Annotated in this window: 33 protein-coding genes; all 33 read left to right on the forward strand. The window is 67.9% G+C overall.

Going from position 1 to position 24336, the window contains the following annotated elements:
* Positions 1 to 19 precede the first annotated feature (19 nt).
* Complete coding sequence (locus ABT160_RS23545; protein WP_351649726.1) at positions 20 to 1312, forward strand: hypothetical protein; 1293 nt, start codon at positions 20 to 22, stop codon at positions 1310 to 1312.
* The gene (locus ABT160_RS23550; RefSeq protein WP_351649727.1) at positions 1302 to 1841 is read left to right on the forward strand and encodes a hypothetical protein; all 540 of its coding nucleotides are present in this window, start codon (positions 1302 to 1304) and stop codon (positions 1839 to 1841) included. The genes ABT160_RS23545 and ABT160_RS23550 overlap by 11 nt, the downstream gene beginning before the upstream one ends.
* A gap of 4 nt (positions 1842 to 1845) precedes the next feature.
* Positions 1846 to 2388 (forward strand): hypothetical protein, encoded by a 543-nt coding sequence (locus ABT160_RS23555; protein WP_351649728.1) that lies wholly within the window; start codon positions 1846 to 1848, stop codon positions 2386 to 2388.
* Positions 2389 to 2390: 2 nt separating this feature from the next.
* Positions 2391 to 2906 carry a hypothetical protein gene (locus tag ABT160_RS23560; RefSeq protein ID WP_351649729.1) on the forward strand — a complete coding sequence of 172 codons (516 nt, stop codon included), beginning with the start codon at positions 2391 to 2393 and terminating at the stop codon, positions 2904 to 2906.
* Between the two features lie 59 nt (positions 2907 to 2965).
* A complete protein-coding gene (locus ABT160_RS23565) occupies positions 2966 to 4312 on the forward strand; it encodes a hypothetical protein (RefSeq protein ID WP_351649730.1) in 1347 nt (448 codons plus the stop codon).
* Positions 4312 to 4548: a hypothetical protein gene (locus ABT160_RS23570; RefSeq protein ID WP_351649731.1), complete on the forward strand. Its 237-nt coding sequence runs from the start codon at positions 4312 to 4314 to the stop codon at positions 4546 to 4548. Before ABT160_RS23565 ends, ABT160_RS23570 begins: the two co-directional genes overlap by 1 nt.
* 56 nt (positions 4549 to 4604) lie before the next feature.
* Positions 4605 to 5507, forward strand: coding sequence for a peptidoglycan-binding protein (locus ABT160_RS23575; RefSeq protein ID WP_351649732.1), 903 nt, complete (start codon positions 4605 to 4607; stop codon positions 5505 to 5507).
* On the forward strand, positions 5507 to 5755 hold the full coding sequence (locus ABT160_RS23580) for a hypothetical protein (protein WP_351649733.1): 249 nt from the start codon (positions 5507 to 5509) through the stop codon (positions 5753 to 5755). The genes ABT160_RS23575 and ABT160_RS23580 overlap by 1 nt, the downstream gene beginning before the upstream one ends.
* A gap of 3 nt (positions 5756 to 5758) precedes the next feature.
* Entirely contained in the window at positions 5759 to 7036 is a 1278-nt protein-coding gene (locus ABT160_RS23585) for a collagen-like domain-containing protein (protein ID WP_351649734.1), read from the forward strand.
* On the forward strand, positions 7033 to 7416 hold the full coding sequence (locus tag ABT160_RS23590; RefSeq protein WP_351649735.1) for a hypothetical protein: 384 nt from the start codon (positions 7033 to 7035) through the stop codon (positions 7414 to 7416). The genes ABT160_RS23585 and ABT160_RS23590 overlap by 4 nt, the downstream gene beginning before the upstream one ends.
* Positions 7417 to 7420: 4 nt before the next feature.
* On the forward strand, positions 7421 to 7744 hold the full coding sequence (locus ABT160_RS23595; RefSeq protein WP_351649736.1) for a hypothetical protein: 324 nt from the start codon (positions 7421 to 7423) through the stop codon (positions 7742 to 7744).
* A gap of 53 nt (positions 7745 to 7797) precedes the next feature.
* Complete coding sequence (locus tag ABT160_RS23600; RefSeq protein WP_351649737.1) at positions 7798 to 8376, forward strand: deoxynucleotide monophosphate kinase family protein; 579 nt, start codon at positions 7798 to 7800, stop codon at positions 8374 to 8376.
* 1 nt (position 8377) lies between these two features.
* Entirely contained in the window at positions 8378 to 8596 is a 219-nt protein-coding gene (locus ABT160_RS23605; protein ID WP_351649738.1) for a hypothetical protein, read from the forward strand.
* A 188-nt stretch (positions 8597 to 8784) separates the two neighbouring features.
* Positions 8785 to 10083 carry a hypothetical protein gene (locus ABT160_RS23610; protein WP_351649739.1) on the forward strand — a complete coding sequence of 433 codons (1299 nt, stop codon included), beginning with the start codon at positions 8785 to 8787 and terminating at the stop codon, positions 10081 to 10083.
* Positions 10084 to 10152: 69 nt separating this feature from the next.
* Entirely contained in the window at positions 10153 to 10428 is a 276-nt protein-coding gene (locus ABT160_RS23615) for a hypothetical protein (protein WP_351649740.1), read from the forward strand.
* Between the two features lie 388 nt (positions 10429 to 10816).
* Positions 10817 to 11635 carry a hypothetical protein gene (locus tag ABT160_RS23620; protein ID WP_351649741.1) on the forward strand — a complete coding sequence of 273 codons (819 nt, stop codon included), beginning with the start codon at positions 10817 to 10819 and terminating at the stop codon, positions 11633 to 11635.
* A 125-nt stretch (positions 11636 to 11760) separates the two neighbouring features.
* Positions 11761 to 12477 carry a recombination directionality factor gene (locus ABT160_RS23625; protein ID WP_351649742.1) on the forward strand — a complete coding sequence of 239 codons (717 nt, stop codon included), beginning with the start codon at positions 11761 to 11763 and terminating at the stop codon, positions 12475 to 12477.
* A gap of 66 nt (positions 12478 to 12543) precedes the next feature.
* Positions 12544 to 12783, forward strand: a complete 240-nt coding sequence (locus ABT160_RS23630) for a hypothetical protein (protein WP_351649743.1) — start codon at positions 12544 to 12546, stop codon at positions 12781 to 12783.
* A 217-nt stretch (positions 12784 to 13000) separates the two neighbouring features.
* Entirely contained in the window at positions 13001 to 13132 is a 132-nt protein-coding gene (locus ABT160_RS23635) for a hypothetical protein (RefSeq protein WP_351649744.1), read from the forward strand.
* Between the two features lie 91 nt (positions 13133 to 13223).
* Positions 13224 to 13493 (forward strand): hypothetical protein, encoded by a 270-nt coding sequence (locus ABT160_RS23640; protein ID WP_351649745.1) that lies wholly within the window; start codon positions 13224 to 13226, stop codon positions 13491 to 13493.
* Positions 13494 to 13508: 15 nt separating this feature from the next.
* Complete coding sequence (locus ABT160_RS23645) at positions 13509 to 15917, forward strand: phage/plasmid primase, P4 family (protein ID WP_351649746.1); 2409 nt, start codon at positions 13509 to 13511, stop codon at positions 15915 to 15917.
* A gap of 170 nt (positions 15918 to 16087) precedes the next feature.
* Positions 16088 to 17902, forward strand: a complete 1815-nt coding sequence (locus ABT160_RS23650; RefSeq protein ID WP_351649747.1) for a DNA polymerase — start codon at positions 16088 to 16090, stop codon at positions 17900 to 17902.
* 21 nt (positions 17903 to 17923) lie between these two features.
* The gene (locus ABT160_RS23655; protein ID WP_351649773.1) at positions 17924 to 18352 is read left to right on the forward strand and encodes an endonuclease VII domain-containing protein; all 429 of its coding nucleotides are present in this window, start codon (positions 17924 to 17926) and stop codon (positions 18350 to 18352) included.
* Positions 18353 to 18751: 399 nt separating this feature from the next.
* Positions 18752 to 18928 (forward strand): hypothetical protein, encoded by a 177-nt coding sequence (locus ABT160_RS23660; RefSeq protein ID WP_351649748.1) that lies wholly within the window; start codon positions 18752 to 18754, stop codon positions 18926 to 18928.
* 240 nt (positions 18929 to 19168) lie between these two features.
* Positions 19169 to 20161: a sigma-70 RNA polymerase sigma factor region 4 domain-containing protein gene (locus tag ABT160_RS23665; RefSeq protein WP_351649749.1), complete on the forward strand. Its 993-nt coding sequence runs from the start codon at positions 19169 to 19171 to the stop codon at positions 20159 to 20161.
* 226 nt (positions 20162 to 20387) lie between these two features.
* Positions 20388 to 20513 carry a hypothetical protein gene (locus tag ABT160_RS23670; protein ID WP_351649751.1) on the forward strand — a complete coding sequence of 42 codons (126 nt, stop codon included), beginning with the start codon at positions 20388 to 20390 and terminating at the stop codon, positions 20511 to 20513.
* A 21-nt stretch (positions 20514 to 20534) separates the two neighbouring features.
* On the forward strand, positions 20535 to 20816 hold the full coding sequence (locus ABT160_RS23675; RefSeq protein ID WP_351649752.1) for a hypothetical protein: 282 nt from the start codon (positions 20535 to 20537) through the stop codon (positions 20814 to 20816).
* Between the two features lie 84 nt (positions 20817 to 20900).
* Positions 20901 to 21563: a hypothetical protein gene (locus tag ABT160_RS23680; RefSeq protein WP_351649753.1), complete on the forward strand. Its 663-nt coding sequence runs from the start codon at positions 20901 to 20903 to the stop codon at positions 21561 to 21563.
* A gap of 81 nt (positions 21564 to 21644) precedes the next feature.
* Entirely contained in the window at positions 21645 to 22652 is a 1008-nt protein-coding gene (locus ABT160_RS23685; protein ID WP_351649754.1) for an aggregation-promoting factor C-terminal-like domain-containing protein, read from the forward strand.
* Between the two features lie 76 nt (positions 22653 to 22728).
* Entirely contained in the window at positions 22729 to 22965 is a 237-nt protein-coding gene (locus tag ABT160_RS23690; RefSeq protein ID WP_351649755.1) for a hypothetical protein, read from the forward strand.
* A gap of 171 nt (positions 22966 to 23136) precedes the next feature.
* Complete coding sequence (locus ABT160_RS23695) at positions 23137 to 23466, forward strand: hypothetical protein (RefSeq protein ID WP_351649756.1); 330 nt, start codon at positions 23137 to 23139, stop codon at positions 23464 to 23466.
* Between the two features lie 104 nt (positions 23467 to 23570).
* On the forward strand, positions 23571 to 23834 hold the full coding sequence (locus ABT160_RS23700) for a hypothetical protein (RefSeq protein WP_351649757.1): 264 nt from the start codon (positions 23571 to 23573) through the stop codon (positions 23832 to 23834).
* Positions 23815 to 24333 carry a DUF6879 family protein gene (locus tag ABT160_RS23705; RefSeq protein WP_351649758.1) on the forward strand — a complete coding sequence of 173 codons (519 nt, stop codon included), beginning with the start codon at positions 23815 to 23817 and terminating at the stop codon, positions 24331 to 24333. The genes ABT160_RS23700 and ABT160_RS23705 overlap by 20 nt, the downstream gene beginning before the upstream one ends.
* Positions 24334 to 24336 lie beyond the last annotated feature (3 nt).

Consider the following 24336-nt stretch of genomic DNA (forward strand, 5'->3'; position numbering starts at 1 on the left):
GCGGCGCATGTTCGGGTCGATGCAGGACTACGCCGTTGGCGTGGACTCCGCCGACTCGTTCAGTGTCACGATTCAGGGCACTGACGCGTACGTGTCGGCCGGTCGTGGCTGGGTTCGGGATACGCGTGGCGGCGTGTACTGGATCGAGTCGGACGCCCCCGCCCGTGTGCCGCTGACGGACAACCAGGGCTGGTTGGTCGCGCAGGTCTTCGAGAAGAAGGACGGCAACACGGTCAACGATCTGGTGTTCCGGCGCGTCGACAAGCTGGCGACGGCTCCGCGCGCGCTCGCGCTCGGGTACTACTCGCGCAGCGAAGGCCAGCCGTTCAAGTGGGCCGACCATCGTTTCGTGCGCCCGGGCGACGCCGCGAACAGGCTCCTGAATCAGTACCTGTTGACCCGTACGGGACCGGCTGCAGCCCGGGTGCCGGACGAGCGTGACGCAGAAGTCTTCCGTGCCGGTACGCAGTACACGGACATGCGGACGGGCGTGCGCTACGTGCGCCAGGACGACGGCAACTGGTTCCGCGACGGGAACCGAATCCACGTCAAGGACAGTCCTGCGGCACCAGCTGGTGTTCCGGCGGGTGACCTCCTGGTGCGCACGGACGTCATGAAGCTCTACGAGATGCAGGGGGCGGCGTGGGTTGAGGTCGGCACGATCCGGGGTGACCAGGGCCCGCCGGGCACTCTGGAGCTGAACTCCGGCGGCATGGTGAAGGGGTCGTTCGCCGTGGAGGCCCCGCTAGGCGGCGCGGACCTGTTCAAGGTCCAGACGGCTACTGACTGGGTTGTCGGAGTCGACGGCAAGGGCGCGCTGAACTCCCACTTCGGCATCGTCGCGCAGTGCGGCGACGGCGTGGCGCGCCCGCTGGTCGTCCAGAAGAGTGACGGCACGTCGGCGCTGGAGGTGCGGTCGACGGGCGCGGTCGAGCTGCCGACGGGCAACCTGTACGCCACCCGGAACGTGCGCCTGGGCGATGCCAACGACGAGTTTGGCGGGGGCTCTAACGTCCTCGCACTGGCGAACAGCCCCAAGGTGCCCACGGGGGCCGTGAAAGGCGGCGTGGGGCTGTTCGCGCGCTCCGGCGAGCTGTTCGTCCGTACGGCATCGGGCGAGAAGAAGGTTGGGGACAGTGACATGCTCCTCGTCGGCGACGGTCCGCCGTCCCCGGTCACCTTCTATGCGCCGGAAGTTGAGGACGCCGAGAGCTTGCCGGTCGTTGAGGGCGAGGACCAGGAGGAGGACCTTGGGCCCTTCGCCGGCGGGGCCGAAGGTCCCTCCGCGGGGGAGGTCCCCCATGTCGGTTGAGACGGGCGCAACTTACTCCGATCGGCGTACGGGCAAGCTCTACTCGCTGTCGCCCAAGGGCACGTGGGACGACCAGGCTCGAACTCCCGTGGCGCGGACGGCGTGGGCGTCGGGGGCGATCGCTCTCCCGCCCGGCGCGGGTTCGTCGGGCAACTCGGACGTGAAGCCGTACGCGCTGATGTCGTTCGGGGCGGTCGGCTACCCGCGCGTTCTCCTGGCGGTGGCTCAGGTCCACGTCGAGGGGAAGCAGGCGTGGAACGCGACCTACTGCCATGTGGCCGTTGGGCTGGACGGTGAGGCCCCGACGGTGCGCGCGAACGCTATCCGTGAGGTGACGGCGGGCTACATCGCGGGCAACGGCACGGACGGCGGGTCGGCCGTCTCGTACGCGATGGACATCCCGGCTGGGAAGTCGGTCCAGGTCGCCGCGAACGTCTCGCTGACTGCCGTCACGGCCGCACCCGGCCCCAACGTGAACACGAGCCGCGACCGGACGTTTCTGACCGCGACTCTCTACCCTGCGAGGTGACTTCGTGCCCAACCCTGGTGCGCGCTACGTAGACCGGCAGACCTGCAACCGCTACTACGCCAACCCGGCGGGGATGTGGCAACCGGTCAGCTACACCAACGGCGCGGAGCTTTACGGCTACGACCTGGCGGTCGACCGTGAACTGACGGCGGCCCACATGGACAAGTGGACGAACCTCATGAACACGGCGTGGATACCTCCGGCCCCGTACGCGCGGGTGGCGGTCATCCGCGCCGGGTACCACGCGGCCGGTTGGGGCGGGACCGTCGTGGAGTCGGCCGGAATCGCGCTGGCCGACCAGTACGAGGGCGGGGCGGCAACGGCGCGAACCGAGCTCTGGCGTCAGTGCTATTGGGTGTCAGGGGCGGGAGCTGAGATCGCGTCGTCGTGGCAGATCAGCGCCAACAGCAAGCCGGTACGGCTCGTACTGCAAGCCAACTTCCTGAAGAACCCCGGCATTGGGTCGCTGCCTGCCGGGTTCGTGTACCGGGTGGCCAAGGGCACGACCACGTACCTGCGTGTGTCGCTGCACGAGCTGAAGGGGTGAGCATGGCTGCGGAGGCAGGGGCAACGTACTTCGACCGCAAGGCGGGTGTGGAGTACGTCAAGCGGGCTGACGGCACATGGGTGCCGGTACAGGCGCAGCGGGGTGCGCAGTGGTTCGAGATCAAGGCCAATGCCGGATACCGCATTTCGAGCGAGTATCCGGCTAAGGCGGTCATCGCGTCGGGTGTGGTTCCGGCGGTGGCCTGGCCCCGGATACTTGAGATCAACGCGAAGTACTCCGCGCCGCGCGAGGCGGGAACGGGGCTGCCGAGCAAGGGATCGGTGGCGATTCTGGCGGCGGTAGTCGACGGGGTGGAAACCAAGTTGGGCACGACGGACCAACCGCCGCCGTGGAACAACCGCATCTACGGGCAGGTGAACGCCGCGTTCCTCCTGGCGGCCGGTAAGGCGGCGACGATCCGGTTCGAGGGTGCGCTAGTTGGCGGATCGGGCCAGCGGTTCACGTGGGACGGCCGTATCGGGTCGTACGTGCGAGTGGCGGCCCTGCCACTCGTGTAGGCAAGGGAGTTGAGGGCACCAGCGGAATTCCGCCGGTGCCCTCTGGTGTGGAGTGGTGCATGCAGGACGATTACCCGCTCACCTGGGCGTACCGGGTGCTGCTCTGGAAGTACTGGCCGCTGGCCAATCCGGATGCGGCGGCATTTCAGCAGCGACCGGGTTCGATTGCGGGTGCTGGTGACAACCCGCCGCCGAACAAGACGTTCATCCCGGCTGCCGTGTCTGTGACGTACACGCTGGACGCGCCCGCGCAGGCGTCCGTGACGCTCTCGCTCGACGAGGTGCTGAAGGCCGCGCCGGACTTCGAGCCGTACAAGTACTGCTTTGCGGTGGCCCGGGTGCTCGACCGGGGCGCGCCGATCACTGACCAGTACGTCGAGGATGAGTCCATGTCGACGACTGTTCCGGGGTCTTCGCCGATCATCTTCGGGGGGCCGGTCTGGAACGCTCAGGCGGGAATTGTGGACCGGACGCTCACGCTCGACGGTCGCGACTTCCTGTCGTTCTACGAGCGCCGGTTGGCGTCACGGGGAGGGCAGTTCCAGACCATTGACCGCAAGCCCTCGGTGCTCCTCCAGGAGATGTTCGACGACGCGAACGCGAACTGGGGGATCGGCACGCTTTACAGCCTCGCCGACGGGCCCAAGCACCCGACGTGGCGGTACCGCAAGTACATGCGCTTTCAGGAGACGTTGGCTCAGAAGGCGTACGCCATGGCGGACATGCCGGGGGATGAGGGCTACTACCTGCGCTGCAAGGCGTTCGTCTCGCCAGGCAAGTTCGATGGCGACGCGACGAGTTGGAACCTGCCCATCCTGCGACACGTCGTCATCGCGACCGGGACCCGCAAGCCGGAATGGCTGAACGGGCGGACGGGAACGAGCAAGGACGTTGAACTCACAGCCGGTCGGAACTGCGAGATCACAGACGTGCACGTGGACGGCACCGGCTACTCCTCGGTGGGTTACGTGATCGGGGAGCGGCCCGCCGACGAACTGTCGGACCCGACGTACGTGCGGTGGGACAACGACGACCAGAAGGCCGTGTTGCCCATCCAGGACACCATCGTGAACGCGCAGACGGGCAAGTCGGATGCGGACATGAAACGGCTGGCGCGTCAGGCGGTGTCGTTCGGCCGGGACGCGACGATCACGCCGAAGGTGGTGACGTACCCGCGCATGTTCCTGCCGGAGATCCTTGACCCGAACACCGGCCGAAACAAGGTGAAGCTGACGGCCCGTGGCGAGCACGCGATCGGCGGTGCTGCCCAGTGGGGCGCGCTGGACAAGGCCCCGTACGTGATCGTTCAGGCCAAGCTTCAGGTGATGCATGACGGCAGCGACCGGATGGAGCTGGAGTTGGCCCAAGAGTCCAAGTTCCTGACCGCGCCCGGAAAGGCAGCCTGATGGCCGACTACCGCTTGTTCGACCCGGACTTGGGCCGCTACTTGCGACATCTGGAAGAGCGCATCGCGCTGCTCGAATCGCGTTGGGATACGCCCCCGTCTGCCAAGTCGGCGGCCCTGGCGGCGAGCGCTCCGCGGGTCGCCCGCGTCTCGCTGGTGAAGCGTTCGGGCGTGCCTACTGGGAGCCGTCGGCCGGACGGCCGGATCACGAACATCCCTGAGGGCATGTGGCCCTGAGTTGAAACCCACATCGGCCCCCGTCAGTTGGCGGGGGCTTTCGCATGAGAGGACGCATGGCAACCAACACCGAGACCCTGTTCAGCGAGGCACGCAAGCACATCGGGTACGCGCCCGGCCGTCGGCAGCCAACGAAGTTCGGTCGCTGGTACCGAGACACGATTGCCCGCGACGGGCAGTCGTATTGGGTCGCTGCGGCGTGGTGCCAGATGTTCGTGTCGTACGTCGCGTACGTGACCGGGAACCGGGACGTCATCCCGATGACGGCGAGCTGCGGGAGCTGCACGAGCTGGTTCAAGTCGCGCGGCCGGTTCGGCTCGACGCCGCGCGTCGGCGCGCTGGTCATGTTCGGCGCTGGCGGCGGTGACCACGTCGGCTTCGTCGAGTCGTTCACGGCAAAGACCATCACGACGATTGAGGGCAACACGAACCCTGCGGGCAACATCGCGTCGGGCATGGGCTGCTACCGCAAGACGCACTCGCGCTCTTCGAGCTGGATTCACGGCTACTGCTACCCCAACTACTCGGGCACCAGCGGAATTCCGCCGGTGGTTCCGTCGACGGGCGGTGTTGTGACGGTGGACGGTCTCCGCTACGGGTCGGGGGCCAAGGGGGCGCACATCACCGAGCTTGGCCACCTGCTCGTGCGCGCCGGTTGCGGCCGGTACAAGCAGGGTCCCGGCCCGTCGTGGGGCGAGGCCGACCGGGCGTCGTACGAGGCGTGGCAGCGGAAGTGCGGGTTCTCCGGCCGTGACGCCGACGGCATCCCGGGGCCGACCACGCTGCGGAAGCTCAAGGCGACGTACGGCGCGAAGGCGCGCGTGCACACGGTCGTTCGGGGCGACACCCTCGGCGGCATCGCGAAGCGCTACGGGCTGACGCTGGCGCAACTCCTCGCGCGGAACCCCGGCATCAAGAACGCGAACGTGATCACGATCGGCCAGAAGGTGAGCGTGTAGTGGGCGAGCGTGAGCGGGACCCCCTCGGCGTCACCATCGGCACGCGCGAGATCTATGACGCGGTGGTTGGCCTGCGCGACGACGTGCGGTCGCTGACGCACGAACACGCGATGACGCGGCGCGAACTGGCTGACCATGAGGCCCGCTTGCGCGCGATCGAACGGTACAAGTACGCCGTGCCGCTGACTGGCGTTACCGCCGTCGGCGGCGCGGTGGCCGCTCTCATAGCGGCCTTTGGGAAGGGGTAGACGTTGGACCTGGTGGAAGTTCGCGGGCGGGTGTTCGCGCCGGACGGCGGCCCGGTGCCCGGCACCATTTCGTTCTATGTGCCAGCGGGAGCGTTCATCCCCGGTGGCTACTTGGGGCCTCGGGAGTTTACGGCGAAGGTGGACGACGACGGCCGGTTCGCGGCGCAGCTGCTGCCTGGTGACCTTGTCGGCTCGAACCCCCAGGAGTGGGCTTACTCCGTCGTGCTGCGGTTGGAGGGGTGTGACCCGAAGCGGTTCATGTCGTTCGTGTCGCGGAAGTACGCGCCGGACGGCGTCGATTTCTTCGACACGGTGAACTCCGACCCGCTCAACCCCAACTTTCTTCCGGTGCACGGTCGGGACGGCGAGCGCGGGCCGAAGGGTGACCCGGGCGAGAAGGGCGACCCCGGCGGCCCGCCCGGCCCGGAGGGGAAGCAGGGCCCGCAGGGGCCCGCTGGAGAGCCCGGGAAGGACGGGGCGGAGGGAAAGCCCGGCCTGGCCGGTACCGACGGCCAGAGGGGCCCCGAGGGCCCTCCCGGGGCCGACGGGGCACCAGGACGTGACGGGCGAGACGGAACGGACGGCGCACGAGGACCTGAAGGGTCGCAGGGGCCACGCGGGTTGGACGGCCCGCAGGGCACCGAAGGCGTACAGGGACCTCGGGGTGACCAGGGTCCCGCCGGCGAACGGGGCGAGCGCGGCGAGAAGGGCGACCAAGGGCCTCCGGGAGTAACGGACTTGGTGAGCTACCAGGGGCCCGCGGCTCTCAACTGGAAGCCGGAGTGGGGCGATTTCCGAAACCAGAACCTCACCCTTGCGGTTGTGGGCCGCCCTACCGACAGTTCGCTTTTCCAGGTCTACTCACACGACGGCAACACTGCCTTCCAGGTGAACGCGCACGGCGAGTTCGTGGCGTGGAACGCGGCCAAGCTGCGGGACCTGCGCATCATGGACGCCGCGAGCGGTGCGGGCGACAAGGTGACGTTCACGAACGTGCCCGCCGACTTCAACGAGCAGCCCCCGCCGGGCTCCATCTACGTGTACGCCAAGGACGGGCACTTGATGGTGCACACCGAGCGGGATGGTGTGGTGCCGGTCAGCGAGATGCTGTGTGACATGAAGGAAGGCACTGGCGTCGTGCCGGACGACTGCCGCGAAGCCGAGGGCAAGTTGGCAGCGCTTGAGGCGCGCGTGACCGAGCTGGCGGCGCGCCCGGTCGTCCACGTCGGCCAGGAGCCGCCCGCCAACCCTCGTGCTGGTGACGTGTGGGTGGCCCTGTGAAGGCCCTTCGCGTCCACTCCGCCGGGGCGTGGGCCGACGCTGCCCACATCCGCCGGTACGACGGCGGCCGGTGGGTTGAGGTTGAGCTGACGCCCGAGCCCGTGACCGGTGACGGCCCGCTACCGGCACCGACCGGGCTCACGGGCAAGAAGGACTCGCCCCTCTGGGGAGAGCACACGTTCACCTGGGACCCCGTGCCCGGCGCGACCGGCTATGCGGTGGCATGGTCCGACGCACTCACCGGCTCCGTCGAGACGACCGAGGCAACGCACCGCGTCCGGGGCGGACTCGACTGGGGCCGGAGCTTGACTGTGACGGTGTGTGCCCTCGGCCCCGGCGGCAAGGGGGCTCCGGCAACGGTGACCATCAAGAACGGATAGGTGGATGGATCTCAAGAACAACCCGGTGCTTGTCCGGGCCCTGGTCGTGGCGGTGTTCGCCTCCCTCGCCGGTTGGTTCCCGGCGCTCGCCGAGGTGCAGCACAGCGAACCGATAGTCGGCGGCGTGGTCGCCCTGGTGGTGCTCCTCGCCGGTTGGGACGTCCGGCGGAAGGTGACGCCGACTGAGGCGGCCGAAGCGGACGCGGAGCGCGCTCACGCGCAGGGGCGCGCACGCGGCAAGGCCGAGTGCTGCGATCACCCGCACGCCGACGACTCACGCCCGATCGATCTGCGGTCACGGAAGGACCGGGCCCGAATCGGCGAGTAGTACCCACCTCCCACTCACCCCGGTCGCAAGGGACGGCGACGAAGGGAGGCGGGGTGCGAGGAGTCGGCATCATCGGCCGGGCCCGCAGCGGCAAGGACGCCATTGCGGCTCGGCTGGTCAAGGAGCACGGCTACCGGCGGAGGGCGCTGGCAGACCCGTTGAAGCGCATGGCGCTGGACGTTGACCCTGTGGTCGGCTACGAGCCGGGGCACTTCGGTGCGCTGCCAGTGCGCCTTACGGCTGCGGTAGATCGTTGGGGCTGGGATGGGGTGAAGTCGCGATACCCCGAGGGTCGCCGGTTTCTGCAACGCCTCGGCACCGAGGGTGTTCGGCGTCAGTGTGGCGCTGACTTCTGGGTGCAACGGCTGCTTGATGACATCGAGAACGAACCGCGTGCGTGGGCTTACGAGCCTCCCCCCGTCGTGGTGCCGGACGTGCGCTTTGAGAACGAGGCGCGGACGCTCCGGGAAGCCGGTTTCGAGCTGTGGTTCGTTGACCGGCCGGGAGTCGTTGGCGATGGACACGTGTCCGAGAAGCTGGGCCCGGACCTGGCCCGGTTCGTGCTGCACAACGACGGCGCGGTAACTGACCTTCACCGCAAGGTGGATTCACTGATGACAAAGGACAACTGACATGCGCACAAAGCTGATTCGCACCCTCGGTGGTTACACCCGCACGGAGCACCGTGACGCACTCGCGGAAGCGGGCGCTCTGGACATGCCGCCGTACGAGACGGCGACCGACCGCAAGGCGCGTGCCGCCGAGGAGCTGGCCGCGCTCGACCGCGTCCGCGCCGAGGTGCCCGGGTTCCGGGACGGTATCCCGTCCATCAACCACGCCGTGAGCGTGTGACTCTTCGCCCCTGGTGGCTGGCCTCTGGCCGGTCGCCGGGGGCCTTTTTTCGTTCCCTCGGGACTTTGGTCACCAGCGGAATTCCGCTTGTCGAGTTCCGATGGATTGGGCCCTGCTGCCGGGGTACGGTGACGTCGAACCGCCGGGCATTCGGCCGGGGGTGGTGGACGCACGGCAAGGAACAGCGCATGTGGTACGGGAAGACCAGGACGGGCCGCGTCGAGCACTTCGGCGCGAGCCTTGCAGATGACAACGCCATAGAAGCCGGGAATGCTCTATGCGGTAAGCATCTGCCGGTGTCGGACCGTACGGATGTGCTGGGCGTGGTGAAGGTGGGCAAGCCGGTCCGGGTGCCCTCTTGCAAGGCGTGTGCGGTCAAGTTCAGAGACGGGAAGTACGCCGAGGTGCTGGCGGACTTCGTTCAGAAAGAGGCAGACATGGCGACGGCGAAGAAGGCCACGGCGGCGAAGAAGCCCACGGCCGCCCCGAAGAGCACGGCAGCGAAGAAGACCACGGCCAGCAAGTCGGCTGCGGCCGACCCTGCGAAGGCTTTGGAGCAGGTCCGCACCTTCGTCGAGGGCATGGAGGCCGACGGGTACAAGGGCGACGCGGACGCGGACGCCAAGACCGCCGAAGCCTTGATTCGGAAGATCGAGACGAAGGAGCGCGCGGGCTTCCGGACCCGTGTGAAGGCTGCTGTAGCGGCGGCCAAGGAGCGGCGGTCGACGGCGGTTGTGAGCAAGGAGACGACGGACCTCTCCGGGCTTGAGAACGCCGACAAGCTGATCAAGGAAGTCGGCGCAAAGGTCAAGGCGACCGGCGACGGGTTCGTCAAGGCCACGGCGACGGCTTACGAGGTGGCGCAAGCGCAGATCTTCGTGGCCATGCAGATGACCGACAAGAACGGCCGCATGGACTGGAACCTCGCTAGCGGCGGGTCCAAGGAGTTCTCGAACAGGGCGTACGCCGCCGGTGGCTACAGCCTGGAAGGCGTCGAGGAGGGCACCCCGGAGCACACGCGTGCGTACGCGGTGCAGCAGCAGGTTAAGCGTGCTCGCTCTCAGGCCCGCGTCGACATCATCCGGGCGCTGGACGCGACCGAGGAGTCTGAGCTTCACCCGCAGGTGAAGGAGGCCATTGCGGCCTATCCGGAGCTTCGCCCGTCGGCCGCCGTGTTCAAGCACTTCGACCTTCCCTCGGAGTCCGAGGGCGAGAAGAAGGCGTTGGCGCAGCGCACCGCCCGCGCTCTGTCCAAGGCGAAGGACGCGACGAACAAGGCCCTTGAGTCGGCTAAGGCTGCCTCTTCGTCCGACTCGGCCCGCTCTCAGCGTGCCAAGGAAGTCGTGGACAGTGCGGTTCAGGTGGCTGACGCGCTGCCCATCGACTTCTACGACGACATCGAGGGCGACGACCTGAAGAAGGTCCTGGCGGAGATCGCCAAGCTTGAGAAGTGGATTTCGGACGTCAAGGCGAAGCTTCAGGCGTAGACAGCCCTGTGCAGGCCCCGTTTCCCCACGGTGGGGGAGCGGGGCCCCTGAGCGTTGGGAGGGGCGTACATGCCCGCTAGAGAGGCCGAGAGGCCGGAAGAGCTGTACGACGTCCGTTGGGAACTGACGATGGACGGAGACGCGCAGGCCACGGCCGAGATTCTGCCGTCCGGCGGGGCGGCTGAGGCGGTCGGCTGGATGCGCGCGACGAACGAAGGCGGGTTCGAGGTGAGCGCTAGCGGCACCGGGTGGGTCCGTGTCAGCAACGTCGCGGCGGGTGTCGTGTTCGTGCACGGCTACCTTGCCGGGTGGGCGGCGGCCGAGGAGGACGCCGTCACCCCCTAGGAAGCCACACACGGCCGCCTGACGGCCGAACCCCCGCCCCCGGGTGTCCACGGACCCCGGGGGCTTTTTCGTGCCCGGAAACGGGCGCATGTCCCGCGGGGGACCTTCGACTCCGCCGGCGGGGGGCCAAGGTCCCGCCGCGGTGGACCGTTCGTCACCGAGCTGGCGGCCGTCGGCGGCGACGACCAGGCCCGCGCGAAGCGCTGGGCGGCAGCGAGAGAGACGGGGTGTAGGAGTGTAGGAAATGACCTGCATCCCACATTCCCTATGGAGTCTCTAAGGGATTGCCGGAAGCCCTGGTTTTCCTACACTCCTACACCGCACCGGCCGCTGTACCCCGCCCCCACTTGACCCCTCTGCAAGGCACGACGCCGACAGAGAGGGCAGCATGGCGAAGATCGCGACCATCAAGCGCGGGGGCTCCCGCCTCTACGTCTCGCCGACGGACCCCGGGGTCAAGTACCCGGGCGTGACCTCGGTAGTTGGGATGCTCCCCAAAGGCTTCCTGAGCTTCTGGTCAGCAAAGCTGGTCGCTGAAGAGGCAGTTGTGAACCTGCCTCACGTGCTGGGCATCGCCATGCGCGACCAGGACGCGGCTGTCGACTACCTCAAGCGCACCCCGAGCCGGTTCACGGCCAAGGCCGCCGATCTCGGCTCCGACGCACACGACCTCATGGAGCGCATGGCGCGCGGTGAGGACGTCCGCCGGACGCATCCCGACCTTGAGCCCCACCGGCAGAACTTCGCGGAGTTCCTGGACCGCTATCAGCCCGAGTTCCTGTCGCTGGAACAGGTGGCCTGGTCGGACACCCACCGCTATGCGGGCTCGTACGACTGGATCGCCCGCATCGTGATCGATGGCGTGCCAGAGATCGTCATGGGCGACAACAAGACCACGCGCAGCGGCATTCACGAGGACGTGGCTATCCAGCTCGCCGCCTACCGGTTCGCCGACCGGTACATGGACGGCGCTACCGGCGAAGAGGTGACCACGGTCAAGCCGTCGGACATCACCGGCGCTGCTGTCTTCCACTCACGCCCCGAGGGCTGGCGCTTTACTCCGGTGCGCGCTGACGAAGAGGTGTTCGGCGTGTTCCGAACCCTTCGTCAGGTCTTCGACTGGGACCGCGAGATGAAGAAGACGGTCATCGGCGACGACCTTCACAACACGCAGGTTGTGACGGGCACGGAGCGCCGGAAGCGCTGACGGGCTGTACCCCGCCCCCACTCAACCCCTTCGACGGAGGACGCGGCGACAAGCCGCCGAGCCGCGCTGACGCGCGCCCCTCTCGTCTCACCCCCCATTTCACAGCAGCTCTAAGGGAGTTCACATTGGCACGCCTGCGTATCTTCGACACCGATCCGGACGCGAAGCCGAAGCAGAAGTTCACCAACGACACGGTGGGCCGGTTCCGTTCGGGTCGGATGGTCGGAACGCGGCCTGAGTCGCTGAGCGAGTGGCGAGTCACGTCGGGTGACCCGCAGGTTGCCGCTGCGGTGGCGGAGCTGTACGGCGGCAAGCCGGAGGAGTGGGAGACCACTTCCGAGGACGCCATGGAGGTACTGACCGACGCCGACTCGGTGAAGGTCATCATCGACGGTACGAGCGCGATCCGTTCGCGCATGGTGCTGTGGGGCCGACAGGGGCCCATCCATGAGTGTGACGGGGTCTCGTTCCTCGGTCCCGAGGAGGACAAGGGCAAGCCGTGCGGCTGCCCCGAGCTGCTGGCGGACCGCAAGGCGGCGGCCAAGTCCGGCCGAGGCCCGGCCCCGTCCATCGAGATCCGGTTCCGGCTGGCCGACGATCCGGACCTCGGCATCTTCCGGTTCGTCAGTGGCAGTTGGGAACTGGTCAAGGTGCTTCACGAGCTGGAAGACAAGCTCGACCGCGTCGGCGAACCGGCGCTCTGCACGCTGCGCCTGGAGCTGGTCGAGTTCCAGACCAAGAGCGGCATTGACGTGGCGTACCGCAAGCCGGTCGTGGACGTGCACAAGGCGTACGGCAAGGCGATAGCTGACGACCCGTACACGTCTGAGCCCCCTTTCTAGGCAGCGCAGTTGTGGGGGCCACCGGCGGAACTTCCGCTGGCGGCCCCCTTGTTCAAGGAGAGACACATGTCCAACGCGTTCATTCCGGGTGACCTGCTGGCCGACCTGGGGGCTGTTCCCCCTCGTCCTCACCCATCGACCGGTACGGGGAATGGTGCGGCGAAGCTCAACGACGCGAAGGTTCGGGCCATTCGGGTTGCTGCTGGCGCTGGCGCGAACCTCGCGCACCTGGCGACGGCGTTCGGAATCTCAGTGCGGACCGCGCGGCACATCGTCGAGGGCACCAGTTGGAGGCACGTCCGGTGAGGGCGTCCGAGCTGTACCGGGCTCTCGGCAAGCTCGCTGGTGACCCTGAGGTGTACGTACCCGACCCGGGGTGCGGCTGCTGTGGCGCGGGCGTCGTGCGGACGGTGAGTCTCGATCACGACTACGTGGACTTCGCCGAGGGTCGCAAGGGGTGGGTGCTCCGGTGAACTACACGGTGCACAGCGGGCATTGCCCGCCGCTGGGGAACATCCGGCAGATGGGTCCGGGTGACGTGCTCGCCATCTTCGGCGACGCCGTCGACCGGGAGGACTGGCCGAAGGTGTGGGAGGCGGCCGGTGTCGCCTTCAACCGGGGCGCGTGCGTCTTCCGGGCGGGTGCTCGTGGCTAACCCGAGCAAGGCCAAGGGCACGGCGTGGGAGTCGAGTTGCAGGGACTACCTGAACGACGGCCTACCTCACTACATCCCCCGGTCGTACCGAGTGACCCGCAACGTGCAAATGGGCGCGGCTGACGTCGGCGACCTAGACGCGTGGCCGTTCGCGGGCGAGTGCAAGGCCGTCAAGTCGTACGACCTGGCGGCCTTTGTCATGCAGGCCAATCGCGAGGCGGAGAACGCCGACGTGCCGTTCGGTGTGGCCCTGATCAAGCGCCCCCGCAAGGGAGTTGCCGACGGCTACGCCGTCATGGACATCGCCACATTCCGCCGGGTCAGGGCCCGGCTTCTGGGGGTGGAAGACCCCGAAGGATAAGAGAGAGACGCACGGATGAACATGGACACCCTGATGACCCGGCTCGCTGCGGACAATGAGCGCATGGCCGTGCCGGATGGCGTGGTGGTGAAGTGCCGAGCGCACGCGGACTCTAAGCCTTCGCTCGTGCTGATCCACCACGAGAACGGCAAGGTTGGGGTGACGTGCCGGGCCGGTTGTACGGCGCGGGCGGTAGTTGAGGCGTCGGGCCTGTCCATGGCAGATCTGTTCAATGTGTCGCCGGGGGAGGGTGGTTACACCGCTGCGGCGGAGAAGCCCGCCCCGGTCGGCGTCGCGCAGGTGGCGGCGCTGCGTGTGTGGCTTGACGGCCTTGCGGATCTGGACGCGACGTCGGCGGCCGAGAAGTACGCGGAGCGCCGGTTCGGGCTGTCTGTCGACCAGTTCGCCCGTCTCGGCCTTGCCGGGTACGGGGTGCGCGGCGGTCAGCCGGAGTTCATATCCGACACGTTCGCCCGGTACCCGCGCATGGTGGTGCCGTTCGCCGACTTCCGGGGCGTGTGTCGTGGTGCTCAGGGCCGGGACTTGTCCGGCCGGTGCCCTGCGCGTTGGGTGTCCCTGGAGAACGACGGCGGCACATGGTCCAAGTACGCGTACCTTCAGGCTGGTTCCGGGTTCGACACGGTCTTGGTGTGTGAGGGCCCCGGTGACGCGCTCACGGCCGTGGGTGCCGGGTATGACGCGGTCGCCGTCCGAGGGGCGGGGTTGGCGAAGAACGCCGAACTCCTCGCCGAGTTGGTGACCGGGCTCCGTGGTCGCGATGTGGTGATCGCTGGCGACCGGGACCGGTCTGGCCGGGCGTTCACCGAGGCCCTGTCGGCGGCGTTGGTCACCGACGGCGGCACTGCGGTTCGCGTCCTCGAAATCCCTTACGAGGGTTGGGACTTGACCGACTGGCGTGAGGATGATCCTGCGTCGTTCGTGTCGGCGCTGCACCGCGCTGTGCGGTCGGCGGCCGAGGTTGAGCACCAGCGGAATTCCGCCGGAGATATGGAGTCGTGGACCGGGGCTGTAGCAGTCGACTCCGGCGCGGGCCAGGAGGCGGCCCGCATGCTCGACAAGCTGATTGACCAGTACGGCGACTCTGACGCCATGAACGCTCACGCGTTGGTGGCGTGGACGTCGGGCCGAATCAAGTTCGCGCCGGGGCTCGGGTTCTATGTGTGGACGGGCCGAGTGTGGAAGCAGTCGCGGGTGAAGGTGCGGCAGGAGATCCACCGCATGGGCGCGGCCTTGATGGTGGCGGGCAAGCCGGACAAGGCGAAGCCGTTCACGATGACAACGCGAATCGACAACCTGCTGACCGAGCTTGAGTCGGTTCCCAACGTCCACGTGAGCGCTGACGAGTTCGACGCGCGGCCGGACCTGTTGTCGTTCGAGAACGGGACGGTGGACCTGCGGACGGGGCAGCTTCGGGAGCACCGGAAGGAGGACATGCTTACGGTGTGCCTGCCGGTGCGATATGACCCGCTGGCGAAGGCCCCACGCTGGGAAGCGTTCCTGCGTGAGATCTTCCCCGCGTTCCCTGAGCTGGTGCCGTACATGCAGCGCATGTGCGGGTACGGCATCACCGGCCACACGTCCGAACAGTGCTTCATGGTGGCGTGGGGTAAGGGTGCCAACGGCAAGTCGGTGCTCCTCGACACGCTGACCGAGGTGTTCGGGCAGATCACGAAGACGACCCCGTTCGCGACGTTCGAGGAGAAGGGGTCGGGCGGCATCCCGAACGACATTGCCGCACTGCGTGGGGCGCGGTTGGTCATGGCGTCCGAGGGTGAAGCCGGAAAGGCCATGTCCGAGGCGGTGTTGAAGCGGGTCACGGGCAAGGACAAGATCACTGCGCGGTTCCTCCGGCAAGAGTTCTTCACCTTCGCCCCGACGTTCCTGATCATGCTTGCGACGAACCACCGCCCCAACTTCCGGGGACAGGATGAGGGCTTGTGGCGGCGCGTCAAGATGGTGCCGTTTCAGCGCTACTTCGCCCCGCATGAGCGTGACTACGGGCTCGCTGACAGGCTCCTCGCCGAGGCGGACGGCATAGTCGCGTGGACGGTGCGCGGTGCGGTCGAGTGGTTCCGTGGCGGGCTACAGGACCCGGAGTGCGTGAAGGACGCCACGGCGAACTACCGGGAGACGAGTGACCAACTCTGGGGGTTCTTCCCGGGCGTGTTGGAGCGCGGATCTGACGGCGACACGGTGCCCGGCACGGATGCGTTCAACCACTACCGGGACTGGTGCGAGGCCGAGAACCTGCCCGCGAAGGAGCAGTGGACGCGCAAAGCGTTCTACGCCGCCATGGAGGAGAGAGGCGTTCCGCGTAAGCGGGCCAAGGCCGGAATGGTTCTGGTCGGCGTGCGGGTTGCGGGCCCGTCGCCGGACGGTCCCGGGATCTTTGGGGGCGACTAGCGGCTCCCGGGACCTTGGGCCCTTCGCCGGCGGGGCCGAAGGTCCCCCGCGGTAGCAGAGCAGTACCCGAGGGGGTCACCAGCGGAAGTTCCGCAGGTGGCCCCCTTTCGCATGCACGAAGAGAGGCACGGCCGTTGAGGTTTCATCAGTACCGCATTGCCGGGGAGCCGGTGACGGTCCATGTCGTCGAGAATGCTGACGACTGCGAGACGTTCAAGGACTGGGCGCGCGAGAAGTGGCGGCGCGGGCTGCCGGTGGCTTTCGACCAGGAGACGACCGGGCTCGACATCTACGCGCCCGGCTACCGGTGTCGACTTGCCCAGTTCGGCGACGAGACGACGGCGTACGTGCTGCCGGTCGAGCTGGGGGAGCCGTTCCGGGACACGGTCCGGTCGGCGCTGCGAAACCTGCCGGAACTAGTTATCCACAACGCCCCCTTCGACTGGCTCGTTGCCGACCGGCACCTAGGCGTGACGCTGGAGCACCTTTACCCGCGCACGGTGGACACGAAGATCCTGGCGACCCTGATTGACCCGAGACAGGTGTCAGAAGGGGGAGTGGGGACGGGCCTCAAGCCGCTTGCGGCGGCGCTGATTGACCCGGACGCCCCGGACACGCAAGAAGGGCTGACGGCCGTGTTCCGGTCGTTGAAGCTGACGAAGGCGACCGGATGGGCTGGTGTCCGGCTGGATCACCCCACGTACGAGCTGTATGCGGGTCTCGATGTGCTGCTGACGTCGCGACTCCTCGGCATCCTGCGTGGCAAGCATGCTCAGTACGGCATACGCCCGGCCCTGGTGGAGTACGAGCACCGGATCGCCATGATCTGTGCGTCCATGCAGCGTGTCGGCATGGTGTTGGACGTGCCGTACGCGCAGGGGCTCGACGGCGAGTTGGCCGAGGAGGCCGAGAAGAACGCGGCGCTCGCGACGCGGTACGGCGTGGAGAACGTGAACAGCACTCGCCAGGTGGCCGAGGCGCTGGCGGGTATGGGGGAGGTCTTGACCGAGCGGACGGCGTCCGGCGCGGTCAAGGTCGACAAGGCAGTCATGCTGGCGCTGGCCGACCGTGACTTGCGGTGGGAACGCACAGACGTGCGGACTCCTAACCCGCTGGCCGAGGCAGTGCTACGGAGCAAGCGCGCGGGCAAGTGGCGGTCGGCGTACGCCTCCACGTTCCTTGAGACGGTGGACGCTGGCGGCCGGGTGCACCCCACGCTGAGCGCACTTCAGGCACGGACAGGCCGGATGTCCATCGCGCGGCCCGCGCTTCAAACACTTCCGTCCTCCGACCAGATGATCCGGCGGGCGCTGCTCGCCGACGAGGGTCACGTCATCTGCTCGACCGACTTTCAGGCGGTAGAGCTTCGCGTGTTGGCGGCGCTGGCGGACGTTCGTCGGATGAAGGCAGCGATTGCGGCCGGGGAGGACTTGCACGGCTACACGGCGTCGCTGGTGTACGGACCGGGCTACACGCCGACGCACCGGAAGATCTGCAAGGGTCTGGGCTTCGGCAAGGTGTACGGCGGCGGGGCGGAGACCATCGCTCGCCAGACGGGAGCGCCGTACGACGAGGTCGTCTCCGCACTCCGCGCGTATGACCGGGTGTATCCGGAGGTCAAGCGGGCGTCGTCTGCGTGGCAGCGTGAGGCGCGTGGAAACGGCTACGTGACCGAGACGGTTACCGGCCGGAGGCTTCCGCTCGACCGGGACCGGACATACGCCGTCGTGAACTACCAGGTGCAGAGCGCTGCCCGCGATGTGCTGGGGCAAGCCTTGGTGAACATGCATGACGCGGACCTCCTGCCGTACCTCCGCCTCCCGATTCACGACGAGGTGGTGTGCAGCTTCCCGCGCGAGGACGCCGCCGAGCTGGCGCGCGAGGTTGAGCGCTGCATGACGTTCGACCTGTACGGCGTCCCGATCACGGCCGAGGCTGAGATTGGCGGGCGAAGCTGGGGGAGCCTGTACGGCTCCGACTACTGACGGAGGTGATCGGGCGTGGCGGTGAAGACGTGCCCCGACTGTGGCGACCTGTTGCCGCTCGCCCGGTTCCCCCGGCATGCCCGGAGCGCGGACGGCCGTACGACCCGCTGTCGCGTCTGCACGGCGGCCCGGAGGAAAGCGGCCCGCGACCCTGCGAGGGAGCGTGAGCGGCGCTTGTGGGCCGTCTACGGCATCACGGGGGCGGAGTACCGGGCCATGGGGGCCCGGCAGCGCTGGCGGTGCCTGGTGTGCGGTGAGAGGGCCCCCGAAGGGGTTCGCCTGGTGGTGGATCACGATCACGTCACGGGGCATGTGCGGGGGCTGCTGCACTCGGAGTGCAATGCGGCGTTGGGCCTCCTCGGCGACGATCCGGCCACGCTTGAGCGCGCCGCACGCTACGTGTCGCTGGCTCGTGACCTGCGGTCGCAGGTCGAGGGGGCCGCCACGTGACGTGTCCCACGTCTGTCACGCGGGGGTCACCGGCGGAACTTCCGCTGGTGACCTCGTGCGACCTGAGGATGAGCCCAGGTCAGCACCGTGATCGCAACGTAAGCGCTCCGGACTCAACCGGACCATGGCCTACCCCCGGCCGGGACCTAAGGCCCTTTGCGCTCGTTTTACCCCTCGTGCAAGCTCTGACCCCGTAAGCGAAGAGCGAGCAGGAAGGAGGGTCCCGGGGTGTTGCCCATGGCTACCGCGAAGCATCGATTCCGGCCCGGGACTCTCGCGTCTCGTAAGACTTCCATCACTGCCCGTAGCTGGGCGTATGTGCATGCCGCGCCGGTCCGAAACCGGGGCATTCATGAGGCGTGCTCTCTGTGGTCGCTCTCGCGTGAGGAGCGTCGCGCGGTGGCGCGCGGCCTCATGATCGCCGCTGACTGGGCGTGGGTGCCGGGCATGAACCGGCATCGCGTCAGCATCGCCGCTATTTGCGGTGCCCCCCGGCTGACGGTGCAGCTCTTCAAGAAGGCGCGCGGCGTCCAGCGGCACGCCACCTATCCGAACGACCCGACCCCCACGCCGTAGCGCGTAGGGGCTTTCCTGTGCCCGCCTCCGGTGAGACCGGCTAGGCGACGGCTCTAGCACCCCTGCGCCCAAACGCGGCGCAGGGGCTTTTTCGTACCTACACGACCCCCGCCCGGCCAACCCGCCGATCGGGGGTCTTGTCATGCCCTCTTTCGCCCTCTGTGGCCGGTGCTCGGGGTCTGTACCCCCCTCCCACTCACCCCCCACGAGAACGCACAGTACAGAGGAGCACGACCCCCCATGAGCACCATCACGGACACCCGGATCACTGCTGCCCAAAACGGGGACGCGGACGCCGCAGAGTTCATACTCAGCGAGCTTGACGGGGCCGCTAAGGCCCTCTCGTGGGGGCGGGTGAAGGGGCTTCCGGTCGACGCGGGCGCGTTCCGGGATGACCTGACTCAGACGGCGCGGGTCGCCTTCTGGTGCGCGCTCCAGGACTGGGACGTGCAGGCCGACAATGCGGCCTCCTTCGAGTCGTACGCGTTCCAGCGGGCCAAGCTCGACGTGGCGGCGGCGACCTTCGCGGAGCTGGCCCCGGGCGTGAACGCGACCGAGGCGGGCCGCTACGCGGCGGCCCTCGGCCGGAACGATGGCGACCACGACCAGGCGGCGGCCGAACTCCAGGCCAAGGGGCGCATGAGCCTGTCTCTGGCGGGGGAGTACCGGGACGCGCTTGCCGGGTCTGAGCGAATAGACGCCGACCCGGACGCGTACAAGACGATGGCCGGTGCAGACTCGGCCGCGACGTCGGCCGACCGGTGGGCCGAGACTCAGGGCGAGTTGCCGGATCACATGCTGTACCCGCTGGATCTGTCGCGGGACGCGGTTCGCTGCAAGGGCGTACGGACGACCGGCAAGGGCGCTCAGAAGGGCGTCAAGCGCCGGGACCGCGTGAACCACGACCAGCCCATCGGGCAGGGCAAGGGCGCTTCCTGGAAGGAAGCCGGGGCTCTGGTCGACCGTGCCGCCGACGCCGACATGGCGGAGCGGTCGACGGCCGTCGGTGAGGTCATCGCGGAGCGCGTGCGGGCCGTGCTGACGGAGACGGAGCGCGAGACGGTGGCGCTGGCGTACGGCGAGTGCTTCGCGGTGAACGAGGGTTCCGGCAAGGGAACGCCGGACCTGTGCGCGGTGGCGGAGCGCATGGGCAAGACCCGCAACACCGTGAGCGTCACCCTCAAGCGGGCGCGCACCAAGCTGCGCAAGGCCCGTGAGGCGGGCGAGATCTGAACCACGCAGTTTCGGGGGCCGATTGGACGACCCGGCCCCGCAACACCACACCCCCTACGGAGAGATGACGCATGGTCACGTACAGCACCGCCACCGGATACATGATCGAGGTCACGAGCACGAGTGACGGCCGCTCAGACATCCACGTGCGGAACTCGACGGGCCGGACGGTCGCGACGGTCGTCGTGACCCCCGTTGAGGCGGCGGGCCTTCTGGGGGGCCTGAGTTGAGCCGGTACCTGACACCGGAGGACGCCGCCCTTGCCGGGGCAAGCGTGCTCGACGGCCCGGACTGGGCCGCGTGGGACGACGACCAGGACGACACTGCCGACGCCTACGCGTGCGGCGAGTAGCACCGAGCAGAGGAGAGAGACATGCAGGACCGTACGGAGACGAAGGCAGTGCGGAACGTTCAGGTGGGCTCGGTGACGGGCATCGTGAGCGACCGGGAGCCGTACACCGTGCGTCTCCTGGCGTCGTCGACCGGCGGCGGCGCGCGGCTCTCGGTCGCGGACATGCGGGCGCTGGCGAAGTGGCTGACGGGCAAGGCCAATGCTGCCGAGGCGGACAGGGCGGCGGAGGAGCAGAAGAACCTTGAGGCGCGCATGCGCGTACAGCGCGATCTCTACGGCGCGCACAACCTGCTTCGCCGGTAACGACGAGTACCCCAGGAGGGGGCCACTAGCGGAACATCCGCCGGTGGCCCCCTCTTTCTGCTGCACCACAGAGGGAGAGAGCGCATGACTGTGTACCGCTACACCTGCAAGGACAACGCCGACGACTTCCTGACCGCCAGGCTGGACAGCGAGGGTGAGATCTGCCTGACCATCACGGAGTTGGGGCGAACGCCGAGGATCGTCTACCTGTCGGCGGATGACACGGCGCGACTGGCGCGAGACCTTGACGCGCTCAGCGCTGAGCAGGACTCGCCCATGCTGGCCGCGCTGCGCGAGGAGGAGCGGGCGGAGAACGCCCGACAGTTCGACGACATCACGACGGCGCTGAACCGCGAAGGGCTGGCGCTAGAGCGCGACGTGACGCCGCCTCAGGCTCCGCCGGCGGTTGAGGCTTCGCCGTCCGACACCCAGTCACTTCTGGTTGTCGGCACGGTAGTTGCCGAGCCGGACATTCCCGCGGTGGATCCTCCGGTGGGGGAATTCGAGGAGGCGGCGCACGCGGCGGGCATGCTCGGGATGGAGCGGGCGGCCGACGACGCCGAGCACCAGGTGCAGACAGCCCCGGTCCCGTTCGCTGTGACGTCGATGCCAGCGCCAGGTACGGAGGTTGCAGAGCGCGCGTACCTGCGGGCGGTCGAGCTGCTGCGGCAAGGCAAGCACCCGTACACGCACGGGGCGGCGCTGGAACTGGCCCGGTACCTGAATGAGTCCGGTTCGGTTGCGTGAGATCTGACCCCCGCCGCCTGGCGGGTGGCACGTGAGGGGGTCCCAGTGCGGGGCCCCCTCTTTCTGTTTGGAGGTAGGGCGATGCCAACACATCGCAAGGTGGCGGCGGTTGTCCTCGGCGCGGTTCTTCCGGGTGCGGCGGTGAGTGCGGCTCACGCCGTGTCGCCGGTAGACGGGACGATCACGACCCCGTTTGGGCAGGCCGGACACATGTGGTCGAGCGGCAAGCACACGGGGGTTGACTTCGCTGTGCCGGTCGGCACGCCGGTCAAGGCCGCCGCGTCTGGCGTGGTCATCAAGTCGGGCCCCGGCGGAGCGTACGGCAACGAGCTGGTCATCAAGCACGACAACGGGCAGTACACGCAGTACGCGCACCTGTCGGCGTTCCGGGTGCACCAGGGCGCGCACGTGGCGGGTGGCGATGTCGTCGCGCTGTCCGGTAACACGGGCAACTCGACGGGCCCACACTTGCACTTCGAGCTTCGGACCGGACCCGGCTACGGGACGGCGATTGATCCGGCTCCGCTCCTGGGGAAGACCGTGCGACCGGCGACCCCTGCGCCGTCGGCGGGCGGCCGGTACACGGTCAAGACCGGTGACACCCTCGGCGACATCGCACGGCAGGTGCTCGGGGACAAGTCGCAGTGGCGGAAGCTGTACGACGCTAACCGGGACAGGGTGGCGGACCCGAACCTGATATATCCGGGGCAGGTGCTCCGGATCCCGGCGGGGGAGGGGGCGACGGCTCCGGCCCCTCGGCCGAAGCCTGCCATTCCGTCGCCGGACAAGCCGATCACGGGCTCGGTGAAGGAGCGGGCGGCGGCGGTCGCGGCCAGCCTTGGCAAGGGCGCGGGCGAGATAGCGGCCATGGTGCAGATCATCGAGCGCGAGTCGAGCTGGAACCCGCGTGCCGTGAACCCGAGTTCGGGTGCGTGCGGGCTCGTGCAGTCGCTCCCGTGCTCCAAGTTGCCTCAGGGGGTGGGTACTTCGGTCGAGGGTCAGATCCGATGGTTCTTCAACTACGTCGACCAGCGGTACGGCTCCGCGCGGCAGGCCCTCGCGTTCTGGAATGCCAACAAGTGGTACTAACCGTGACGTTGGTCACCTAAGGAACCTTTCACCCTCTGTGTTCGTTCGCGGGGCGGGGGGTGAAAGGGAGACGGGCATGGAGCCAAGGTCAATCGAGGAGCGCACCCTCGCTGCGAAGGATGCGCGCCGCGCGATGCGGCAGGCTGCTGGATCGCACCGCGCTGCGGGGCGGGGGCAGTCGCACGCCGACTATGCGGCGGCCGAGGAGAAGCGCGACGCCGACGTCCAGGCGTGGCGCGATCATCGGTCGGCAGTGAAGGAGCGCAAGGCGGGCAAGCGGCGCGGCTGGTTCGCCTTCTGGTGGAGCGGCTGACCTGCGCACTGGCGGAACTTCCGCCGGTGGTTTGCGCCACCAGGCCCCGGCCACTCTCAGGAGTGGTCGGGGCCCTTTTTCGTTGCTGGCGGTCACCCGTACGGCCCCCTCCCGGTTTCGGGAGGGGGTCTTTTTTGCGTTGCTGGCGGCATGGCGAGACATGACGTAGAAGTGCGCCTGTTCGTGTCGCTTACGCACGGGGAGCACTGGACGCTGTTGTGGTTGTACGGCATGGGGGTTCCGGGCATCCTCCGGGACTCCGTGCAGGACGTGGGGGAGGTGGAGGCGCTGATAGCCACCTACCGCCGGATCATGGCCGTGCGGGCCGCTGAGATGCGCAGCGTGAACCCGACGGATCGGAGTCACGCCCGTGTGCGAATGGTGGTTCGGCTGGCTTCCACGGGCCGCCTGGTGGCGTTCTCTGAGTTCCGGTGGGTGGTGGACCGGTTCGTCGACTCGGGGTTGCACTGGGTCGCAAACACGCTCAACTCCCGTACTTAGCCTAACTAATGACCCGTTGATCGGCGAAAAGCCCTCTTGTGCTGGCGAGTTGTAAGGACAAAGCTCGTGCAACCAGTGCAACCGACTCGGCAACGGGAGTGGACATGGCTCTAAGGTTCATCGGGATCATCTCGAACACGCCGACCGAAGAATCCCCGACGATCTGGCTCGACGAGGAGACCGGCGACCTGCTCATCCAGTCGTACAAGGCGACGCCGGAGGAGGTGAAGGCGTGCCAGAAGGTGGGCTCGATTCCGGGTCACTCGACGGACGTTCCGGATCACGAGACGATCATCAGGCTTCCTGCGGAGATGAGGAAGTTCATCCTGCAACTGGAAGGTGGTAGCGGTGACGCACCCCGTACGTGAGTGGCTCGCCAAGGCGCAGCACTCCGCCGTGCATCTGGAGATGCGCGACGGCTACACCCCAGACGACGCCGAGTTCGCCCGCTGGCGCGCGGGGCACCGGTACCACGGTTCCCCAGCCAACCTGCCGGACTGGTGGGGGGAGTGGCACGACGTGGTGCAGGGCATGACGTCTCGCGGTGTAGTGATGCGACGGGCCCGGATTGTGTCGGAGCCGGTCACGGAGTACATCCGGTACGAGCACGACATGACGTTCGCCAACGTCGCGGCGGGCGAGCTGGTTCGTTGGCTGCCCCGTCGGCAGGCTGCTGACATTGCGCTGCCTGGTACCGACTTCTGGATGTTCGACGGTGTGGCAGTGCTCTTCACCTTCTTTTCCGGTGTCGGCGACGTGGTGGACCGGGAGCTGAGCACCGACCCCGTCATTCTGAACATGGTGAACTCGGCGTTCGAAGCCGTGTGGCGGCGGGCCATCCCGCACGAGGAGTACAGGCCCCACTGATCC

Source organism: Streptomyces sp. NPDC001941 (assembly GCF_040296945.1).
Classification (GTDB): domain Bacteria; phylum Actinomycetota; class Actinomycetes; order Streptomycetales; family Streptomycetaceae; genus Streptomyces.

Excerpts from the sequence above, each read along its gene's own strand:
- ABT160_RS23545 (WP_351649726.1), top strand. The coding sequence starts at position 20 with ATGCAGGACTACGCCGTTGGCGTGGACTCCGCCGACTCGTTCAGTGTC.
- ABT160_RS23550 (WP_351649727.1), top strand. The coding sequence starts at position 1,302 with ATGTCGGTTGAGACGGGCGCAACTTACTCCGATCGGCGTACGGGCAAG.
- ABT160_RS23560 (WP_351649729.1), top strand. The coding sequence starts at position 2,391 with ATGGCTGCGGAGGCAGGGGCAACGTACTTCGACCGCAAGGCGGGTGTG.
- ABT160_RS23565 (WP_351649730.1), top strand. The coding sequence starts at position 2,966 with ATGCAGGACGATTACCCGCTCACCTGGGCGTACCGGGTGCTGCTCTGG.
- ABT160_RS23570 (WP_351649731.1), top strand. The coding sequence starts at position 4,312 with ATGGCCGACTACCGCTTGTTCGACCCGGACTTGGGCCGCTACTTGCGA.
- ABT160_RS23575 (WP_351649732.1), top strand. The coding sequence starts at position 4,605 with ATGGCAACCAACACCGAGACCCTGTTCAGCGAGGCACGCAAGCACATC.
- ABT160_RS23595 (WP_351649736.1), top strand. The coding sequence starts at position 7,421 with ATGGATCTCAAGAACAACCCGGTGCTTGTCCGGGCCCTGGTCGTGGCG.
- ABT160_RS23605 (WP_351649738.1), top strand. The coding sequence starts at position 8,378 with ATGCGCACAAAGCTGATTCGCACCCTCGGTGGTTACACCCGCACGGAG.
- ABT160_RS23610 (WP_351649739.1), top strand. The coding sequence starts at position 8,785 with ATGTGGTACGGGAAGACCAGGACGGGCCGCGTCGAGCACTTCGGCGCG.
- ABT160_RS23615 (WP_351649740.1), top strand. The coding sequence starts at position 10,153 with ATGCCCGCTAGAGAGGCCGAGAGGCCGGAAGAGCTGTACGACGTCCGT.
- ABT160_RS23620 (WP_351649741.1), top strand. The coding sequence starts at position 10,817 with ATGGCGAAGATCGCGACCATCAAGCGCGGGGGCTCCCGCCTCTACGTC.
- ABT160_RS23630 (WP_351649743.1), top strand. The coding sequence starts at position 12,544 with ATGTCCAACGCGTTCATTCCGGGTGACCTGCTGGCCGACCTGGGGGCT.
- ABT160_RS23635 (WP_351649744.1), top strand. The coding sequence starts at position 13,001 with ATGGGTCCGGGTGACGTGCTCGCCATCTTCGGCGACGCCGTCGACCGG.
- ABT160_RS23645 (WP_351649746.1), top strand. The coding sequence starts at position 13,509 with ATGAACATGGACACCCTGATGACCCGGCTCGCTGCGGACAATGAGCGC.
- ABT160_RS23665 (WP_351649749.1), top strand. The coding sequence starts at position 19,169 with ATGAGCACCATCACGGACACCCGGATCACTGCTGCCCAAAACGGGGAC.
- ABT160_RS23675 (WP_351649752.1), top strand. The coding sequence starts at position 20,535 with ATGCAGGACCGTACGGAGACGAAGGCAGTGCGGAACGTTCAGGTGGGC.
- ABT160_RS23680 (WP_351649753.1), top strand. The coding sequence starts at position 20,901 with ATGACTGTGTACCGCTACACCTGCAAGGACAACGCCGACGACTTCCTG.
- ABT160_RS23685 (WP_351649754.1), top strand. The coding sequence starts at position 21,645 with ATGCCAACACATCGCAAGGTGGCGGCGGTTGTCCTCGGCGCGGTTCTT.
- ABT160_RS23690 (WP_351649755.1), top strand. The coding sequence starts at position 22,729 with ATGGAGCCAAGGTCAATCGAGGAGCGCACCCTCGCTGCGAAGGATGCG.
- ABT160_RS23700 (WP_351649757.1), top strand. The coding sequence starts at position 23,571 with ATGGCTCTAAGGTTCATCGGGATCATCTCGAACACGCCGACCGAAGAA.